Origin of the sequence: Skermania sp. ID1734, from assembly GCF_007489285.1 — a bacterium.
Lineage (GTDB): Bacteria > Actinomycetota > Actinomycetes > Mycobacteriales > Mycobacteriaceae > ID1734.
On the sequence record NZ_VLIY01000003.1, the window covers coordinates 142,840 to 158,912 of the forward strand.

Consider the following 16,073-nt stretch of genomic DNA (forward strand, 5'->3'; position numbering starts at 1 on the left):
ATGACTGGCGCCGTCTGCCCCGGATCGTTCGACCCCGTCACCAACGGTCACCTCGATGTCATCACGCGAGCGGCGGCGCAATTCGACCAGATCATCGTGACGGTCATGGTCAACCAGGCAAAGCGGGGACTGTTCAGCATCGACGAGCGCATCGAGATGCTGCGCGACGCCACCCGTGACCTGCCCAACGTCCGCGTCGAGGCGTGGCAGGGACTGCTGGTCGACTTCGCCCGTGCCCAGGGCATGACAGCGATCGTGAAGGGTCTGCGCGGCGCCAACGACTTCGACTACGAGCTGCAGATGGCGCAGATGAACCAAAAACTCTCCGGCGTGGACACCCTGTTCATCGCCACCAATCCCACCTACAGCTATCTGTCGAGTTCGCTGGTCAAAGAGGTGGCGACGTTCGGCGGCGACGTCACCGGAATGCTGCCGCCCGAGGTGCACAAGCGGCTGCTGGCACGTATCGCCGAGCGGGAGCGCTCGGCAGACGGCTCAGTCGAGCGGCCGTCCGGCGGCTCAGTCGAGCGGCCGTCCGGCGGCTCAGTCGAGCGGCCGTCCGGCGGCTCAGTCGAGCGGCCGTCCGGCGGCTCAGTCGAGCGCCCGTCCAGCTCAGTCGAGCGCCCGTCCGGTTCCTAGTTCACCTGATCGAGACCGACACACCGGCCCGCCCACCGACGCACACCCGGATCGGCCGGGGCACACTGGAAGCGGAACGTGCGGTCAACGATTGGGGTTTCTAGCGTGTACCGGGTATTCGAGGCGCTCGACGAGTTGGTAGCGATCGTCGAAGAGGCGCGGGGAATTCCACCTACCCGCAGTTGTGTGGTGCCGCGTGGTGACGTGCTGGATCTGCTCGACGACGTCCGCGAGGCGCTGCCGCCGGAGCTCGACGATGCCCAAGATGTGCTGGATCATCGCGACAAGCTGATCGGTGATGCGCGCGCCAACGCCGAGCACACCGTTACCTCGGCCAATGACCAGGCCGATCGGACCATCTCCGAGTCCCGCGAGGACGCCGATCGCATCCTCGCCGATGCCAAGGCCCAGGCGGACCGGATGGTGGCCGAGGCCCGCAGCCATGCTGATCAGCTGGTCGCCGACGCGGAAGCTCAGGCGGAACAGACCATCGCCGCGGCCAACCGCGAATACGACTCGGTCACCTCGCGCGCGCGGGACGAGGCCGACCGGATGGTCGAGTCCGGTAAAGCGTCCTACGAGCGTTCCGTCGCCGAAGGCCGGGCCGAGCAGGAGCGCTTGGTCTCGCATACCGAGGTTGTGCAGGCCGCGCACGCCGAATCCGCCCGTGTCATCGACGCCGCGCATGCCGAGTCCGACCGGCTGCGGGCGGATTGTGACCACTACGTCGACTCGAAGCTCGCGGAGTTCGAGGAGCTGTTGTCGAACACGATCCGCTCGGTCGGTCGCGGGCGTCAGCAGCTGCGCACGGGCTCGGGTATCCCGGATTACGCGGCCGCCGATTACCGTCGCTAGCGTATTGTGGGGTGGTTGTCCATCAGCCACCAAACATCCGGAGATGTGTCATGTCCGCCAGTTCCACGCACCGGCACCGGCTGACCGATTCCGACTTCGTGGTCGACACGCGCAGAGTGGGCCGTCGGCCCGGCACCATGCGATCGCTGTCGCGCACCGTCGCCGCGCCGGCGCGGATCGGTTTGGATCTGATCGCGATTGAAGCGGGCACGCCGATCGAGCTCGACCTGACGCTGCAGGCGGTGTCCGAAGGCGTTTTGGTGACCGGTTCGGTTGCTGCGCAGACTCGCGGTGAGTGCGCTCGCTGCCTCGAAGATTTCGACGATCGGGTTCGGCTGGAGCTGACCGAGTTGTTTGCCTACCCGGACAGCACCACGGAAGCCACCACCGAAGAGGGGGAGGTGTACCACGTCAGCAATGACGAGCACATCGACCTCGAGCCGCTGATCATCGACGCCGTCGGCCTGGCGTTGCCGTTGTCGCCGCTGTGCAGTTCGGATTGCCCGGGATTGTGCGCAGAATGTGGCGTTCGCCTGGCGATTGCCGGTTCTGAGCACCGTCATGAGATACTTGATCCTCGCTGGGCTGGGCTCGCTGACAAGTTCGGGCACCCCGGCGGCGAACTTTCGCAGGAAAAGACTCGTTCCGTAGAAGCTGAGGAGACGTAAAGTGGCCGTTCCCAAGCGCAGGATGTCGCGTTCGAACACCCGCTCGCGGCGTAGCCAGTGGAAGGCCACCGCGCCGACGCTGATCACCTGCCCGAACCGCGGCTGCGGCGAGAAGACGCTGCCGCACACCGCGTGCCCGAGTTGTGGCACCTACAAGGGTCGACAGGTCACCGCTGCCGTTTAGCGGCCCGGGTGCAACCTGTGGCCGACAACGACGAGCGGACGAGTGACCGCGAAGACCTGCTCGACGCTCTGGGGGTGCAGCTCGAACCCGGGCTGTTGACGCTGGCGCTCACCCACCGCAGCTACGCCTACGAGAACGGCGGGCTGCCCACCAACGAGCGCCTGGAGTTTCTGGGCGATTCGGTGCTGGGTTTGAGCATCACCGAGCAGCTGTATCTGGCGCATCCGGAAAAGTCCGAGGGGGAGCTGGCGAAGCTGCGGGCCAGCGTCGTCAACATGCACGCGCTCGCTGAGGTGGCGCGCGGTCTCGGTGCGGGCGGACTGGGCGCGCATCTGCTGCTCGGTAAGGGCGAGGAGCTGACCGGCGGCCGCGACAAGCCGAGCATTCTCGCCGACGGCATGGAGTCGCTGCTCGGCGCCATCCATCTGCAACACGGCATCGAGGTGGCCCGCCAGGTGGTGCTGGATTTGTTCGCGGATCTGCTCGAGCGCGCACCGAAGATGGGCGCCGGCCTCGACTGGAAGACCAGCCTGCAGGAACTGACCGCCGAACGCGGTATTGGCGTGCCCGCCTACGAGATCACCTCGACCGGTCCGGACCATGACAAGGAATTCACCGCCACCGTGATCGTCGGTGGGGAGGCGCTCGGCACGGGCATCGGCCGGTCCAAGAAAGAGGCGGAGCAGAAGGCTGCCGGCGCGGCCTGGACCGTGTTGTCGCCCGACAACGGCTGACGAAGGTCATGCCCGAGCTGCCCGAAGTTGAGGTAGTACGTCGTGGCCTGGCCGCACACGCTGTCGGATCCACCGTGCGCGCGGTCGGGGTCCATCATCTGCGTTCGGTGCGCCGCCATGCCGAGGGGCCGACCGACCTGATCGGGCGGTTGACCGGACGGCGGTTACTCGCGGCCGACCGTCGCGGAAAATACCTGTGGCTCGTGCTCGATCCTGGCGACGAGGCGCTGGTGGTGCACCTGGGCATGAGCGGGCAGATGCTGGTCTCCTCGCCCGACGCTCCGCTGGAAAAGCACGCGCACATCGTGGCTGCCCTGGACAACGGAACGCAGTTGCGGTTCGTCGACCAGCGCACATTCGGCGGTTGGGCGCTCGCGCCGCTCATCGATGACGGTGGCACCGCGGTGCCCGAACCGGTCGCGCACATCGCGCGCGATCCGCTCGATCCGCACTTCGACTCCGAAAATGTCGTGTCGAGGATCAAGGGCAAGCATTCGGAGATCAAGCGGGTGCTGCTCGATCAGACGGTGGTCTCGGGCATCGGCAACATTTATGCCGACGAGGCGTTGTGGCGGGCGAAGATTCACGGGTGCCGCAGCGCCGATGCGCTGACCCGGCCGCGGCTGCGCGCCCTGCTCAACGATGTGCACGCGGTGATGGGGGAGGCGCTCGCGGCTGGCGGCACATCGTTCGACTCGCTGTATGTCAACGTCAACGGACAGTCGGGCTACTTCGAACGCTCGCTCGCGGTCTACGGTCGGGCCGATGAGCCGTGCCTGCGCTGCGGCGCCGCGATTCGGCGGGAGAAGTTCATGAACCGCTCGAGCTACTTTTGCCCACGCTGCCAGCGAAAACGCTAGCCGAGCAGTCGTGCCAACGCGACCACAGTCGGGTGGTCTCCTCGGCGTCAGGCGACCTGAATGCGCTGATCGCCCATGACGTACTCGATCACGGGCCGTATCCGCTCCGGGCGCGGCATCCCGCGCAGGTGGTCGTTCGGCGAGCAGCGACGCACCCGGCTGAGACCGGAGAGCCAACCCGACATACCCGGGTCGATCCACGCGACCACCAGCAGCATGCGGCCGTGGAGATCGGCCAGCGGGAAGCAGTGGATCGGCTCGTGGTGGGCGATCCGGTTGCGCAGAGTGAGCAGGGCTTCGACGTGCCCGTACACGACCTCGCGCTTCTGCGGCGTCATCCCCGGGAACGCACCCATCTGGGCACTTCCTCGGTTCCGTGGTCGATGCTGACGCTGTTCCTGAGGCCGGCGAGGCTCTGGGTGAGGGTGATCAGCGACTGCAGTTCCTGGCGGAGCGCGCGGTCCTCATCGTCGACCGATTTGGGGGTAAGGCCTTCACTTCCGCCGCTGCAGAACGCGGTGCGTCTCCTCGGTGGTGAGCGGCGGCCCCGGGAGCTCGGCGTCGTGCACGGGCCGAAGCCCGTCGAGGGTGATCCGCAGGTAGCGGCGGTAGAGGTCGTCGACGTCGTCGCGGTCGATGCCGCCCGCGCCGTCGGAGATCGTGGCCGCGACGGCGGTGAGCCCTATCTGGGCGAAGATCAGGTCGGTGCCGGTGACGCCGGGTCGGACGACGCCCTGCTCGCGGGCGCGGTCGGCGAGGGCGTCGACGAGGGGGGCGAGCCGGTCGCGTGACCAGTCGTGCTGCTCGGGGGTGACGCGGCGGCCGGAGAGGATCTGGGCGGTGGCCCGGTCGCGGGTCTGCATCGCCAGGGCACGTTCGAGGTAGTCGACCAGGCCCTTCCAGGCGTCGGGCTCGGCGAGGGCCTCGTGGAGGATGCTCTCCAGCTCGACGACCTGCTGCTCGAAGATCGCGTCGATGAGCGCTTCCTTGTTGGGGAAGCGGCGGTAGGCGGTGCCGACGCCGACGCCGGCGTGATGCGCCACGTCGTTGAGGGTGGCGTCCAGGCCGCGCGCGGCGAACACCTCTCGGCCTGCCTGCAGCAGTCGCTGGCGGTTTCGTTCGGCGTCGATGCGCAGCGTCGTCTCTCCCATGGGTCCACTCTACCAAATAAGTGGATGCACCATATCCGTTTGTCGTGTACGATCGATGCGGTAAGTGGATGCGACGCATCCGATTGATGCGATGGGAAGGAACCGCGTGAGCCAGCAGACACAGACTGTTCCGGCAGGAGTGAAGACGGCGTCGTGGGCGGCGGTGTGGACACTAGCGGTGGTGGTGGCGCTGCTGAACGCCGCCGAGCAGCTGCCCGCGAGCCTGCTGACGCCGATGGCTGCGGGGCTGGACGCCTCGGAGGGGCTGATCGGGCAGTCGGTGACGGCCACCGCAATCTGCGCGATCGCGACCAGCCTGCTGATCGCCCCGGTGACCCGGAGGCTGGACCGGCGTCCGGTGCTGCTGGTGCTCTCGGGTGCGCTGGTGGTCTCCAGCCTGGTGGTCGCGGTCGCGCCGAATGCAGGCATCATGCTGGCGGCCCGGCTCGTGCTCGGGCTGACGGTTGGCGGCGTCTGGGGGCTGTCCGCGTCGCTGGCGCTGCGGCTGGTGCCGTCGGCCGACGTGCCGAAGGCGCTGGCGATCATCTTCGGCGGCGGCTCGGTGGCGATGGTCGCGGCCCCGTCGCTGGGCGCGTTCTTCGGCGGGATCGTCGGCTGGCGCGGCGTGTTCGTCGGGCTGACCGTCATCGCCGCGGTCGTCCTCGTCGCGCAGTTCTTCACGCTGCCGTCGATGCGCTCGCGGAGCGCGGGCAAGGGCGCTGGGCTCGGGGCCGCGCTGCGGCTGCCGGGCCTTGTGCTGGGGATGGCCGGGGTGATGCTGATGTTCGGCGGCGGGCAGATCCTGCGGACCTACATCCGGCCATACCTGGAGCAGACCTCAGGGATGGGCACCGACGAGGTGTCGCTGACCCTGTTCCTGCTGGGCGCGACCAGCCTGCTGGGCACGGTGGTCGTGCCGCGGTTCCTGGCTTCGGGCCTGCGCGGGCCGCTGGCGCTGATCTCGGCGGCTCAGGCCGCGTCGCTGGTCGCGCTGTTCGTCCTCGGCGGGTCGCCGGTCGCGGCCATGGCCTGCACCGCGGTGTGGGGCTTCTTCCTCGGGATGGTCAGCGTGTGCTGGTCGACCTGGGTCACCCGCGAGTACCCCGACCACGCCGAGCCCGCCGGCGGCATCCTCGTCACCGCGATCCAGGGGTCGCTGATGATCGGCGCGATGATCGGCGGCGGCTTCATCGATGCCCGCGGCGTCGTCGCCCCGGTCCTCGCCGCCGCCGTCGTCCTGGCCCTCGGGGCCGTCTACGTCCTGGCCGCGCTGCGCGGCCGCGCCACCACCACCGAAGGAGAGAACGCGTGAAGACACGCCAGCTCGGAGCGAACGGACCCGTCGTCTCGGCGGTCGGCCTGGGGTGCATGGGCCTCAGCGCGGGCTACGGCCCGGCCCCGACCAGGGAGGAGGGCGTCGCGTTCCTGCGCGCCGCCGTCGAGCGCGGGGTGACCCTGTTCGACACCGCCGAGGTCTACGGCCCCTACGTCAACGAGGAGCTCGTCGGCGAGGCCCTCGAGCCGGTCCGCGACCGGGTCGTAATCGCGACGAAGTTCGGGGCCCTCGGCGGCCGGGACAGCCGCCCCGACCGCATCCGCCAGGTCGCCGAGGAGAGCCTGCGCCGACTGCGGACCGACCGGATCGACGTGCTCTACCAGCACCGGGTCGACCCGGACGTGCCGATCGAGGACGTGGCCGGCACCGTGAAGGAGTTGATCGAGGAGGGCAAGGTGCTGCACTTCGGGCTGTCCGAGGCCGCCGCCTCCACGATCCGCCGCGCCCACGCGGTGCAGCCGGTCGCGGCGGTACAGAGCGAGTACTCGATCTGGGCCCGCGACGTCGAGGCCGAGGTCCTGCCCGCCTGCGCCGAGCTCGGTATCGGGCTCGTGCCGTGGAGCCCGCTCGGCCAGGGCTTCCTCACCGGCCAGGTCAGCACCAGCGGCCAGTTCGGCGAGAACGACTTCCGCCCCGGCTTCCCCCGGTTCACCTCGGAGGCGCTGGCGGCCAACCAGCCCGTCGTCGACCTCGTCCGCGGCATCGCCGAACGGAGGGACGCCACCGCGGCGCAGGTCGCCCTGGCCTGGCTGCTGGCCAAGGACCCGGCGATCGTCCCGATCCCCGGCACCAAGAAGCTGCACCGGCTGGAGGAGAACCTCGCCGCCGCCGAGGTGGTGCTGACCGCCGAGGACGTCGCCGAGATCGACGAGCGCTCCGCCGCGATCGAGGTCGTCGGCGGCCGCGCCAACGGCCACGAGAGCTTCGACTGACCGCGCCGTCCGCACAAGACGGGAACCAGAACGACGAGAGAGGAATCGCAGGCATGACCGAGTCGGCCCCTGCCCTGACCCTGAACAACGGCGTCGAGATGCCCGCCCTCGGGCTCGGGGTGTTCCAGTCCCCGCCCGAGCAGACCGTCGCCGCCGTCCGGGCGGCGCTGGAGGCCGGGTACCGGCACGTGGACACCGCCGCCGCCTACGGCAACGAGCGCGAGGTCGGAGAGGCGATCCGACGCTCCGGAGTGGACCGCGACGAGGTCTTCGTCGAGACGAAGATCTGGATCAGCGACTACGGCACCGACGCGACCCGGCGGGCCTTCGACAAGGCGGTCGGCAAGCTCGGCACGGACCGGATCGACCTGCTGCTCCTGCACCACGCGGTGCCCTCGCGGTTCGACCTGACCCTCGAGGCGTACCGGGTGCTGGAGGGCCTGCTCGCCGACGGGCGGGTGCGGGCGATCGGCGTCAGCAACTTCATGCCCGCCCACCTGGACCGGCTCCTCGAGTCGGTCCAGGTCGTGCCCGCGGTCAACCAGGTCGAGGTCCACCCCTACTTCCAGCAGCCCGAGGTCCAACGGGCCGACCTTCAGCACGGGATCCTGACCCAGGCGTGGTCGCCGATCGGCGGCATCACCTTCTACCCGGGCTGGGAGAACGGCCACCGCAGCGCCCTGCAGGACCCCATCCTCGGCCGGATCGCCGCGTCCCACGGCAGGACGCCCGCGCAGGTCATGCTGCGCTGGCACCTGCAGCAGGGCCGCTCCGCGATCCCGAAGTCCGTCCGGCCGGGACGGATCGCCGAGAACTTCGACGTGTTCGGCTTCGAGCTCTCGGACGACGAGCTCGACGAGCTCGACGCGGTCGACGCGCTCGACACCGGCGTCCGCGGCGGCCCCGACCCTGAGAGGGTCGCGCCGGACGGCTACGACATCACGATCCCCGACGCATGACCGGCCAGCACGAGGCTGGCCGGCTCCGCGTCCTCCTCGTCGGCGGCTCCCTGGCCGGGCTGATGGCGGGCATCGCGCTGGCCCGCCAATGCCACGACGTGACGCTCCTGGAGCGCGCCGACCGCCACCGGCCCTCCGGCGCGTCCCTCGTGGTGCGGGAAGCCGACCTGCGCACCATCCTCGGCCCCGACCACGCCCGCGCCGCGGTCCGCATGGCCGGGCCCCGCGACGGGCGCTACGGCGCGGACGTCCCCTCCACCTGGGCCGGGCGTGTACGAGGGCCTGTGCCGCGCCGCCGAGAGCGAGCCGAGCATGCGGATGCTGCACCGCGCCCGCGTCGCCGAGGTCGGGCAGGACGAGGCCGGCGCGTGGGCGCGCACCGACGACGGCCGGCGCTTCGGCGCAGACCTGCTGATCGGGGCGGACGGCCACCGCAGCCTCGTGCGCCGCGCCGTCGCCCCGGGCCGGCCCGACGCCGAGTTCGCCGGGTACGCGCTCTGGCTCGGCGTCGCCCAGGAGCGCGACCTGTCCTTCGCCGGGCGCTGGCCCGGCGGCCTGGACATTCGCGACAGCGGCGACCACGTGCTCCTCGGCTATCCCCTCGCCAGCGCCGACGGCTCCACCGAACCGGGGGAGCGCCGACTGGGATGGGCCTGGTACGACGGCACCCGCAACGCCCTCTTCCGTCGGCTCGGAGCCGTGCGGGGGAGCGTGTCCCACCACTCGCTGCGCGCGACCGACCTCGATGCAGACGTGCGCGACGGCCTCGCCCGTGAAGCGGCCAGCCGCTGGCCGCGCCCGTGGCGCGACGCGATCGCCGACTCCGTGGCCCGCGCCGACTTCGTCGGCACCCCGATCGCCGAGTACGTCCCCGAGCACCTCGCCTGCGGACGCATGCTCCTCGTCGGCGACGCCGCGCACGTGCCCACCCCGATGACCGGCCGCGGCTTCGGCACCTCCCTCGACGACGCCGAGGCACTCGCCCGGCACCTCCGCGACGTCGACGCCGACTGCGTCCCCGGCGCTCTGCTCGCGCACGAGGCCGAGCGGCTGGGCCCGGCGCGCAGCCTCGTCCTGTCCGGGAAGGGCTTCAGCAGCTCGTTCTCCCGGTCCGCGTGAGCACCGATCGCGGGACGAGCAGGACTTGAGCAGAGGCTCCGTCGGCGTCTCACTGACATCTCCTTCCCAGGACGAGACGAGGCCCCCGCGATCATGCGGGGGTCTCGGTCTCGGAACTCCGTCTTGCAGGGCGAGCGTCCAAGGCGGGCTTCATGAGGCTCGATTCTCTGCACATGAGGTCCAGGTAGGTCGGGGCGTGCAAGGACGTTGAACAGCTTGACGAGCAGCGGCTGGAGCAACTGACCGCGTCGATGTCGTCAAGATCAGCGCTTGATCCCACGACGAACTGCGTCGAGCGTGGTCTCGGGCGAGTCGTTGAAGCAGAACCGGATGCCTGGTTGAAGCTCAGACACTGCGTTGACGGCGCGTTCGAAGATCTCGGTGTACTCGTGAGAGGTGCGCAGTCCTGATCCGATCTCGACCGCGTCGAACACCGTTTCTGCCAGGCACGAGCGGATCCGAACTTCCGCGGCGTCGGGATCGTCCGGCACCTGGCACATCATGACCTCGAATCCGGCGTCGCGCAGCTCCGCCTCGGCTGCGCTGACGCGAGCGCGAAGCTGGTCCGCGTCTTGACCGGGGTACGGCGAGAAGTCGATCACTGCCGGGTCCATCCCGATCTGGAGGACACGTACGTTGTTCATCGATCAAGGATAATGCGGCCACCTTGGCAGCGGAGTCGAGCAGAGTAGCGCCCCTTGTATGAGGTAGCGCCCCTTGTATGAGATGGAGACGTGCTCCCGAGTCCGGCTGCGCCAGGCGCGTTGCCGGTACCCTGGAGACATGCCGAGGACCGTCGTGACGCCGGAGACGCTCGCGCTGCGCGCGCTGATCGAAGCGCGCCGGGACGAGTTTCAGGCATTGCTGGTCAAGTACGGTGCGACCAACCCGAAGCTTTTCGGCTCCGTCGCTCGCGGCACTGCGCACTCCGACTCCGACATCGACATTCTCGTCGAGATGGACCCGGAAGACGGCAATCTCCTCATGCGTGCCTCCGGGCTGATGGAGGAGACGCGTGCGCTGTTCGGCCGTGACGACATCGACGTGTTCCCGGTGCAGCTGCTCAAGCGCCCGATCTCGGCCTCGGCACTTGGCGACGCGGTCGAGCTGTGAGCCGTGACGCCGGTCGGCGCATCGCTGATGTTCTGGTGGCCATAGAGCGGTGCCGTCGGTATGTCGCCGCTCTTGACGGTGATGGCGACGTTGTGGACATGGCCGAGGATGCGATCGAACGCAACTTGCAGATCATCGCCAACGCCACCATCGGGCCGCGCAGGTAACTAGGTACTAGCCGATCTGGTACGCCCCCAGGCCCTGCGCGATCAGCTCGCCGGTGCGAGCGCCCCGCAACTCGACGCTGCAGTGAATCAGGCGGCGGCCCTGACGTAACCGGGTGGCGATGATCTCCACGTCTTCGGCCTGCGCCGGCGCGACATAGTCGATCGACATCGAAACCGTGACGCCGCGCAACTTTTCGGGCAGTCGCGGCCCGGCCCAGGCCGCGGCCATGATGCCGATATCGATGCAGGCGGACAAGACGCCGCCGTGCACCATCTGGCCGACAGTGGTGAGTTCGTCGCGGTAGGGCAGTCGGAGGCGGGCCCGGCCGTCGGACATGTCGACCAGTTCGATTCCGAGGATGCCGACGAACGGTGAGAGCGGCAGGAACGCCTGGATGGCCTCGGAACCGGTGGTGGGGACAGAGAGTTCAGCAGTATCAGTCATGCATTCAGCGTAAACGTAGTGAAACTATGAAATCAATAATTGACTATGAAAACGTGGTTCTGCTACGTTTACCTGCGTGAGTTCGCTGCTCGACGAGCCGACGGACCGGCGGCGGCGTCGGACGCGAAATGCCTTGCTCGACGCGGCGTTGTCGCTCTTCGCCGAGCGCGGATACCGGCAAACGTCCGTGGATGACCTCGCCGAGCGAGCCGACGTGGCGTTGAGTTCCATCTACGCGAACTTCCCGGGCGGCAAGGCCGATGTGTACGCGGCCCTCGCGCATCGACTCGCGGTCGCGCACGCCGAGCAGATGCGGGCACGCCTCGCCCAGCCCGAGGGTCGGTCGGAACTCGCGGCCTTCGATGAATACGTGCGATTCCATCGGGCAAATCCACTGGCGTTTCGGCTGCTGGGTCTCACCGACGTCGACGGCTCGGATTCCGACTACGTCGGCGCGGTAAGGGCCGAGATCCGCGCGATCCTCACGGCCGTGGCCGCGGACATCGTGGCGGCGTCCTCACTTCCGCCTCAAGAGGCAGAAGAACAGGCACTCCTGATGTGGGCTTCGGTGAACGGCGTCCTCAGTCTGCGGGCGCAGGGCTTCATCGGTGACGATATCGCCGACCGGTTGATAGGCGCCGTTCGTGCCGAGATTCTGCGCCGACTCTCGCGCTCGTGAGACTCACTGTTCCCGCCGTCCGATTCGCGCTATAACGTCAATACGTCTGCCCCGCGCGAGGTCGACTGGAGGACGGTATGCGGAAACTGACCTACTACGTAGCTTCGACGATTGACGGATTCATCGCCGCTGAGGACGGCTCCGTCGACTTCTTCCCGGTCGGGGGTGATCATGGCCCCGCCATCACGTCGCAATATCCCGAGACCCTGCCGACCAAGGTCCGCGAGGCACGCGGAATCGACAGTCCCAACATCACTTTCGACACCGTGCTCATGGGTCGGAAAACTCACGACTTCGGCGTCAAGACCGGGACCGTGAGCCCCTATGCGCATCTGCGCCAGTTCGTCGTGTCCACGACGATGCTGGAAAGCCCCGATCCGGCGATCGAGATGATCAACGACGACCCGTTGGAGCGGGTTCGCGAGCTGAAGAAGGATCGGTCCGGGCTGGGGATTTGGCTGTGTGGCGGCGGCGAACTTGCCCACCACCTGCTGCCCGAGATCGACCAGATCTTCCTCAAGCTCTACCCGGTGGTTCTCGGCGGCGGTCGTGGCCTGTTCGGCAACGCCGGCGGATTGCCGGAGCCGGTGCGGTTCCGGGTGAGCACCAGCCGCGTGTTCGACGACGGGGTCGCCTTCATCAAATACGTTCGCAGGTAATGGATCCGGTATCGGCGCTGCGGGAGATCGCCTACTACTTGGAGCGCTCGCGCGCGGAAACGCACCGGGTCAAGGCGTACCGCCGGGCCGCCGACGTGGTTTCCGGGCTGTCGGAAGCCGAGCGCGCCGCTCATCGCGAGGCTGGTGATTGGACGGCCCTCACCGGGATCGGACCGAAGACCGCCCGGGTTATCACCGAGGCGTATTCCGGCGAGGTGCCCGCCTACCTGCGCGAGCTGCGCGGCGACGCCGACGAAATCGGTGCTGCGGGAAGGCAATTGCGAGCGGCGCTGAAGGGCGACCTGCACACGCACTCGAACTGGTCCGATGGCGGCAGCCCGATCGACGAGATGATGCGCACCGCAGCGGGTTTGGGCCACGAGTATTGCGCGCTCACGGATCATTCGCCGCGGCTGACGGTGGCGAACGGGCTGTCGGCCGATCGGCTGCGCAAACAGCTCGACGTGGTGGCCGAGCTCAATGAGCAACTGGCGCCGTTTCGGATTCTGACCGGCATTGAGGTGGACATCCTCGACGACGGCAGCCTGGATCAGGACGAGGATTTGCTCGGTCAGCTTGATGTGGTGGTGGCGAGTGTGCACTCGAATCTGCGGGCGGACTCGGCCACCATGACGAAACGGATGGTGTACGCCGTCGCCAATCCGCACGTGGATGTATTGGGACACTGCACCGGCCGGCTGGTGACCGGCGGGCGTGGAACCCGGCCGGAATCGACGTTCGACGCCGAAGTGGTCTTCGAGGCCTGCCGGCAGTTCGGGACCGCGGTGGAGATCAACTCGCGACCGGAACGCCGGGACCCGCCTCGACGGTTGATGTCGCTGGCGCTCGACGTCGGCTGCCATTTCTCGATCGACACCGATGCGCACGCGCCGGGGCAACTCGACTGGCAAGGCTACGGATGTGAGCGCGCATACGACTGCGGAGTCCCGGCTGAACGGGTGATCAACACGTGGCCCCTCGACCGGTTGCTCGAATGGACACGTGGCACGATCGAGACATGACTGAACAGGCCGAATCGGGTGCTGGAAACGACGGGGTGGCGGTCGCGCCGGCGACCACACTGTGGGTGGAACGCACCGGAACCCGCAGCTACACCGGTCGCAGCTCGCGGGGGGCTGAGGTGCTGATCGGGTCGGAGAACACCGAGGGCGTTTTCACCCCGGGAGAGCTCCTCAAGATCGCGCTGGCCGCCTGCACCGGCATGAGCTCGGACTTTCCGCTGTCTCGGCGACTGGGCGACAACTACGACGCGACAGTGCGGGTGTCCGGCGCGGCGGATCGGGACCAGGAGGTGTACCCGCAGATCGATGAGGTGCTGGAACTGGATCTCAGCGAACTCGACGAGGCCGCACGCGATCGCTTGCTGACGACCGTCGAGCGCGCAGTGGACAAGGTGTGCACCGTCGGGCGCACCTTGAAGGCCGGCGCCAAGGTGACGCTCACCTTCGATATCGATGCCTGAGAATGATCGATGCCTGAGAATGTTCGGCTGACGGCCTGGGTGCACGGTCGTGTGCAGGGCGTCGGATTTCGGTGGTGGACGCGGTCGCGAGCACTGGAACTCGGTTTGACCGGCACTGCCACCAACACCTCGGACGGCCGGGTGCTGGTGGTAGCCGAAGGGTCGCGCGAGCAATGCGACAAGCTGCTGGCGCTGCTGCGTTCGGACAACCCGCCGGGACATGTCGACCTCGTTGTGGAAAGCTATGGCAACGCGAAAGGCGATATGACCGGTTTCGAGGAGCGTTAGTGGTGGGTGGTCCCGAAGAGCCGGGTGATGCGCCGGAACCGCAGCAGCCGTCTGCTCCCGAGCCAACGCCTGAGCCGCCTGCTCTGGAGCCGAAACCGCCGGTGCCGGCGCCCGAGTCGCCTGCTCCCTCTCCCGGACGTATCCGCCGACAGGAACCCGGCGTCACCCGCCCGCGCCCGCCAACGGTCGCAGAGGCTCGCGCGCGTGACAAGGCTATTCGGAGGCAAGAGGAGCTCGCCGCCGCCAAGGCCGCCGCAGATGAGAAGCGGCGCAAGCGAAATCGGCGGTTGATCGGGGGCGCCGCGGTGGTCGGGGTGGTCGGTGTTGTCGCCCTGATCTATGTGAGCTCGCGGCCGGATACGGTCACCGCGCACTGTATTCGTGATGAGAACGGTCAAGAAGTGGTGGTCGACGATCACTACTGCTCGGGCAGTCCGGGCATGGGCGGCATCTTCATCTTCGGCGGACATCAGTACCGCTACTACTACGGCGGTAACTCCACGATCGGGCAACGGCCGACGGGCGGCAGCACTGTGCTGCCGAAAGGCGTTGATGTCAAGACGAAGTCGGGAACTGTCATTCAGCGCGGTGGATTCGGTAGCAAGATCGGAAAGATTGGTTCGTAGCTGATGCGGCGAGTACGGCGGGCCCCGCGCCGGGGCTGGGAATCGATCGTCCAAGCCCAGGGGCTGGTGTACGGCGATCCCGCACGGGACGGTAGCGGAGGGCGGCGACCGTACTGGGACGAGTCGGTGCACTACGAGTTCGACATGGACGAAATCCTCGCGCTTGAGGCCGACGTCGAACTGTTGCATTCGATGTGCCTGCATGCCGTGGAACAGGTGGTGCTCACGGAGCGCTACCGCGATTTCGGCCTCCCGGAATGGAGTTGGGAACACATCGCCGAATCGTGGCGGCGCTCCGACCCGTACGTGTACGGACGTTTCGACCTGCGCTACGACGGTCGTCGCCCAGCGAAGCTGCTCGAGTACAACGCCGATACGCCGACGTCGCTGCTGGAAGCGTCGATTCTGCAGTGGCACTGGCTCACCGATCTGTATCCGGGTGACGACCAATGGAATTCGTTGCACGAGAAGCTGGTCGAGCGCTGGGGCGAGCTGCGTGACGTATTGCCCTCTGCCGAGTTGCACTTCACCTGGTCTGGGGCGGATGCCTCGGGCGAGGACAACCTGACCACTGCGTACATCCAGGAAACGGCGGCAGAGGCAGGTTTCGACACGATCGCGCTCGCCATCGAGGACGTCGGGTGGGATAACGCGTTGGAGCGCTTCGTCGATCTCGAAGATGGCCCGATTTCGGCGATATTCAAGCTGTACCCGTGGGAATGGGTGCTCGACGACGAGTTCGGCAAGCGAGCCGTGGACAGTCTGCCGGCCACGATGTGGATAGAGCCGCTGTGGAAAACCTTGCTGAGCAACAAGGCCATCCTTGCAGTCCTGTGGGAGATGTACCCGGGCCATCCAAACCTGTTGCCCGCCTATATCGACCAGCCGAATGAGCTCACCGAGTATGTGCGCAAACCCAAGCTCGGCCGCGAGGGTGCCAACATGACCATCGTCGGCGCCGGCCTCGAAACTGCTACCGGCGGGGTGTACGGCGCGGAGGGCTACGTCTACCAACTTCTCGACCCTCTCCCGGAATTCGATGACATGCGTCCGGCGTTGGGCGCGTGGATCGTTGGCGACTCGTCGGCGGGTCTGGGAATCCGCGAGACTGCTGGACTCATTACCGACGACGGCGCTGCCTTCGTCCCACACCGCATACCGCAGAAGTGAACGGAG

The 16,073-nt window shown here is 67.8% G+C and carries 23 protein-coding genes and 2 pseudogenes; 19 read left to right on the forward strand and 6 right to left on the reverse strand.

Annotation, left to right across the window (positions count from 1 at the left end; translation table 11 throughout):
• The 6 genes and pseudogenes from coaD to mutM form a co-directional block, all read left to right on the forward strand.
• Positions 1 to 477, forward strand: a pseudogene (coaD, locus tag FOS14_RS04655) (pantetheine-phosphate adenylyltransferase); the annotation flags it as partial.
• Positions 478 to 744: 267 nt separating this feature from the next.
• A complete protein-coding gene (locus FOS14_RS04660) occupies positions 745 to 1,494 on the forward strand; it encodes a DivIVA domain-containing protein (protein ID WP_143769111.1) in 750 nt (249 codons plus the stop codon).
• A 50-nt stretch (positions 1,495 to 1,544) separates the two neighbouring features.
• Entirely contained in the window at positions 1,545 to 2,162 is a 618-nt protein-coding gene (locus FOS14_RS04665; protein WP_143769113.1) for a DUF177 domain-containing protein, read from the forward strand.
• Between the two features lies 1 nt (position 2,163).
• Positions 2,164 to 2,346, forward strand: a complete 183-nt coding sequence (gene rpmF / locus FOS14_RS04670) for a 50S ribosomal protein L32 (protein ID WP_143769115.1) — start codon at positions 2,164 to 2,166, stop codon at positions 2,344 to 2,346.
• Between the two features lie 8 nt (positions 2,347 to 2,354).
• The gene (rnc, locus tag FOS14_RS04675) at positions 2,355 to 3,080 is read left to right on the forward strand and encodes a ribonuclease III (RefSeq protein ID WP_143769117.1); all 726 of its coding nucleotides are present in this window, start codon (positions 2,355 to 2,357) and stop codon (positions 3,078 to 3,080) included.
• 8 nt (positions 3,081 to 3,088) lie between these two features.
• A complete protein-coding gene (gene mutM, locus FOS14_RS04680) occupies positions 3,089 to 3,940 on the forward strand; it encodes a bifunctional DNA-formamidopyrimidine glycosylase/DNA-(apurinic or apyrimidinic site) lyase (RefSeq protein ID WP_143769120.1) in 852 nt (283 codons plus the stop codon).
• 47 nt (positions 3,941 to 3,987) lie between these two features.
• Here mutM and FOS14_RS04685 read toward each other — a convergent pair whose 3' ends face one another.
• The 3 genes and pseudogenes from FOS14_RS04685 to FOS14_RS04695 form a co-directional block, all read right to left on the reverse strand.
• Positions 3,988 to 4,296, reverse strand: coding sequence for a hypothetical protein (locus tag FOS14_RS04685; protein WP_143769122.1), 309 nt, complete (start codon positions 4,294 to 4,296; stop codon positions 3,988 to 3,990).
• Positions 4,275 to 4,418 (reverse strand): annotated as a pseudogene (locus FOS14_RS25430) (abortive infection family protein); the annotation flags it as partial. The gene FOS14_RS04685 and the pseudogene FOS14_RS25430, both read right to left, overlap by 22 nt.
• A gap of 16 nt (positions 4,419 to 4,434) precedes the next feature.
• Complete coding sequence (locus tag FOS14_RS04695) at positions 4,435 to 5,091, reverse strand: TetR/AcrR family transcriptional regulator (RefSeq protein ID WP_143769124.1); 657 nt, start codon at positions 5,089 to 5,091, stop codon at positions 4,435 to 4,437.
• A gap of 106 nt (positions 5,092 to 5,197) precedes the next feature.
• On the opposite strand from FOS14_RS04695, the gene FOS14_RS04700 reads away from it, so the two are divergent.
• The 3 genes from FOS14_RS04700 to FOS14_RS04710 are packed head-to-tail and all read left to right on the forward strand — an operon-like array spanning position 5,198 to position 8,318.
• Positions 5,198 to 6,403, forward strand: coding sequence for an MFS transporter (locus FOS14_RS04700; RefSeq protein WP_221936659.1), 1,206 nt, complete (start codon positions 5,198 to 5,200; stop codon positions 6,401 to 6,403).
• Positions 6,400 to 7,359, forward strand: coding sequence for an aldo/keto reductase (locus FOS14_RS04705; protein ID WP_185981616.1), 960 nt, complete (start codon positions 6,400 to 6,402; stop codon positions 7,357 to 7,359). The genes FOS14_RS04700 and FOS14_RS04705 overlap by 4 nt, the downstream gene beginning before the upstream one ends.
• A gap of 53 nt (positions 7,360 to 7,412) precedes the next feature.
• Entirely contained in the window at positions 7,413 to 8,318 is a 906-nt protein-coding gene (locus FOS14_RS04710) for an aldo/keto reductase (RefSeq protein ID WP_143769125.1), read from the forward strand.
• On the opposite strand, the gene FOS14_RS04715 is transcribed toward FOS14_RS04710, so the two are convergent.
• Positions 8,291 to 8,512, reverse strand: a complete 222-nt coding sequence (locus FOS14_RS04715) for a hypothetical protein (protein WP_143769126.1) — start codon at positions 8,510 to 8,512, stop codon at positions 8,291 to 8,293. The two genes, FOS14_RS04710 and FOS14_RS04715, sit on opposite strands and share 28 nt — an antisense overlap.
• 76 nt (positions 8,513 to 8,588) lie before the next feature.
• Between FOS14_RS04715 and FOS14_RS04720 the strand changes: the two genes are divergently transcribed.
• The gene (locus FOS14_RS04720) at positions 8,589 to 9,437 is read left to right on the forward strand and encodes an FAD-dependent monooxygenase (RefSeq protein ID WP_143769127.1); all 849 of its coding nucleotides are present in this window, start codon (positions 8,589 to 8,591) and stop codon (positions 9,435 to 9,437) included.
• A 263-nt stretch (positions 9,438 to 9,700) separates the two neighbouring features.
• Here FOS14_RS04720 and FOS14_RS04725 read toward each other — a convergent pair whose 3' ends face one another.
• Positions 9,701 to 10,081 carry a hypothetical protein gene (locus FOS14_RS04725; protein ID WP_143769128.1) on the reverse strand — a complete coding sequence of 127 codons (381 nt, stop codon included), beginning with the start codon at positions 10,079 to 10,081 and terminating at the stop codon, positions 9,701 to 9,703.
• A gap of 139 nt (positions 10,082 to 10,220) precedes the next feature.
• Here FOS14_RS04725 and FOS14_RS04730 point away from each other — a divergent pair, with 139 nt between their 5' ends.
• Positions 10,221 to 10,550: a nucleotidyltransferase family protein gene (locus FOS14_RS04730; RefSeq protein ID WP_143769129.1), complete on the forward strand. Its 330-nt coding sequence runs from the start codon at positions 10,221 to 10,223 to the stop codon at positions 10,548 to 10,550.
• Positions 10,547 to 10,717, forward strand: coding sequence for a hypothetical protein (locus FOS14_RS04735; RefSeq protein WP_185981617.1), 171 nt, complete (start codon positions 10,547 to 10,549; stop codon positions 10,715 to 10,717). The genes FOS14_RS04730 and FOS14_RS04735 overlap by 4 nt, the downstream gene beginning before the upstream one ends.
• Before the next feature lie 7 nt (positions 10,718 to 10,724).
• Here the strand turns inward: FOS14_RS04735 and FOS14_RS04740 are convergent, their stop codons facing one another.
• Positions 10,725 to 11,162, reverse strand: a complete 438-nt coding sequence (locus FOS14_RS04740) for a PaaI family thioesterase (RefSeq protein WP_143769130.1) — start codon at positions 11,160 to 11,162, stop codon at positions 10,725 to 10,727.
• Positions 11,163 to 11,238: 76 nt separating this feature from the next.
• Between FOS14_RS04740 and FOS14_RS04745 the strand changes: the two genes are divergently transcribed.
• From FOS14_RS04745 to FOS14_RS04775, 7 genes are all read left to right on the forward strand, one after another.
• The gene (locus FOS14_RS04745; protein ID WP_143769131.1) at positions 11,239 to 11,841 is read left to right on the forward strand and encodes a TetR/AcrR family transcriptional regulator; all 603 of its coding nucleotides are present in this window, start codon (positions 11,239 to 11,241) and stop codon (positions 11,839 to 11,841) included.
• A 77-nt stretch (positions 11,842 to 11,918) separates the two neighbouring features.
• Positions 11,919 to 12,500 (forward strand): dihydrofolate reductase family protein, encoded by a 582-nt coding sequence (locus FOS14_RS04750; protein ID WP_143769132.1) that lies wholly within the window; start codon positions 11,919 to 11,921, stop codon positions 12,498 to 12,500.
• Positions 12,500 to 13,522 (forward strand): PHP domain-containing protein, encoded by a 1,023-nt coding sequence (locus tag FOS14_RS04755; protein ID WP_143769133.1) that lies wholly within the window; start codon positions 12,500 to 12,502, stop codon positions 13,520 to 13,522. Before FOS14_RS04750 ends, FOS14_RS04755 begins: the two co-directional genes overlap by 1 nt.
• Positions 13,519 to 13,983, forward strand: a complete 465-nt coding sequence (locus FOS14_RS04760) for an OsmC family protein (RefSeq protein WP_143769134.1) — start codon at positions 13,519 to 13,521, stop codon at positions 13,981 to 13,983. Before FOS14_RS04755 ends, FOS14_RS04760 begins: the two co-directional genes overlap by 4 nt.
• 9 nt (positions 13,984 to 13,992) lie before the next feature.
• Positions 13,993 to 14,271, forward strand: coding sequence for an acylphosphatase (locus tag FOS14_RS04765; protein ID WP_143769135.1), 279 nt, complete (start codon positions 13,993 to 13,995; stop codon positions 14,269 to 14,271).
• Positions 14,272 to 14,411: 140 nt separating this feature from the next.
• Complete coding sequence (locus tag FOS14_RS04770; protein WP_143769331.1) at positions 14,412 to 14,897, forward strand: hypothetical protein; 486 nt, start codon at positions 14,412 to 14,414, stop codon at positions 14,895 to 14,897.
• Positions 14,898 to 14,900: 3 nt separating this feature from the next.
• Complete coding sequence (locus tag FOS14_RS04775) at positions 14,901 to 16,067, forward strand: glutathionylspermidine synthase family protein (protein ID WP_143769136.1); 1,167 nt, start codon at positions 14,901 to 14,903, stop codon at positions 16,065 to 16,067.
• Positions 16,068 to 16,073 lie beyond the last annotated feature (6 nt).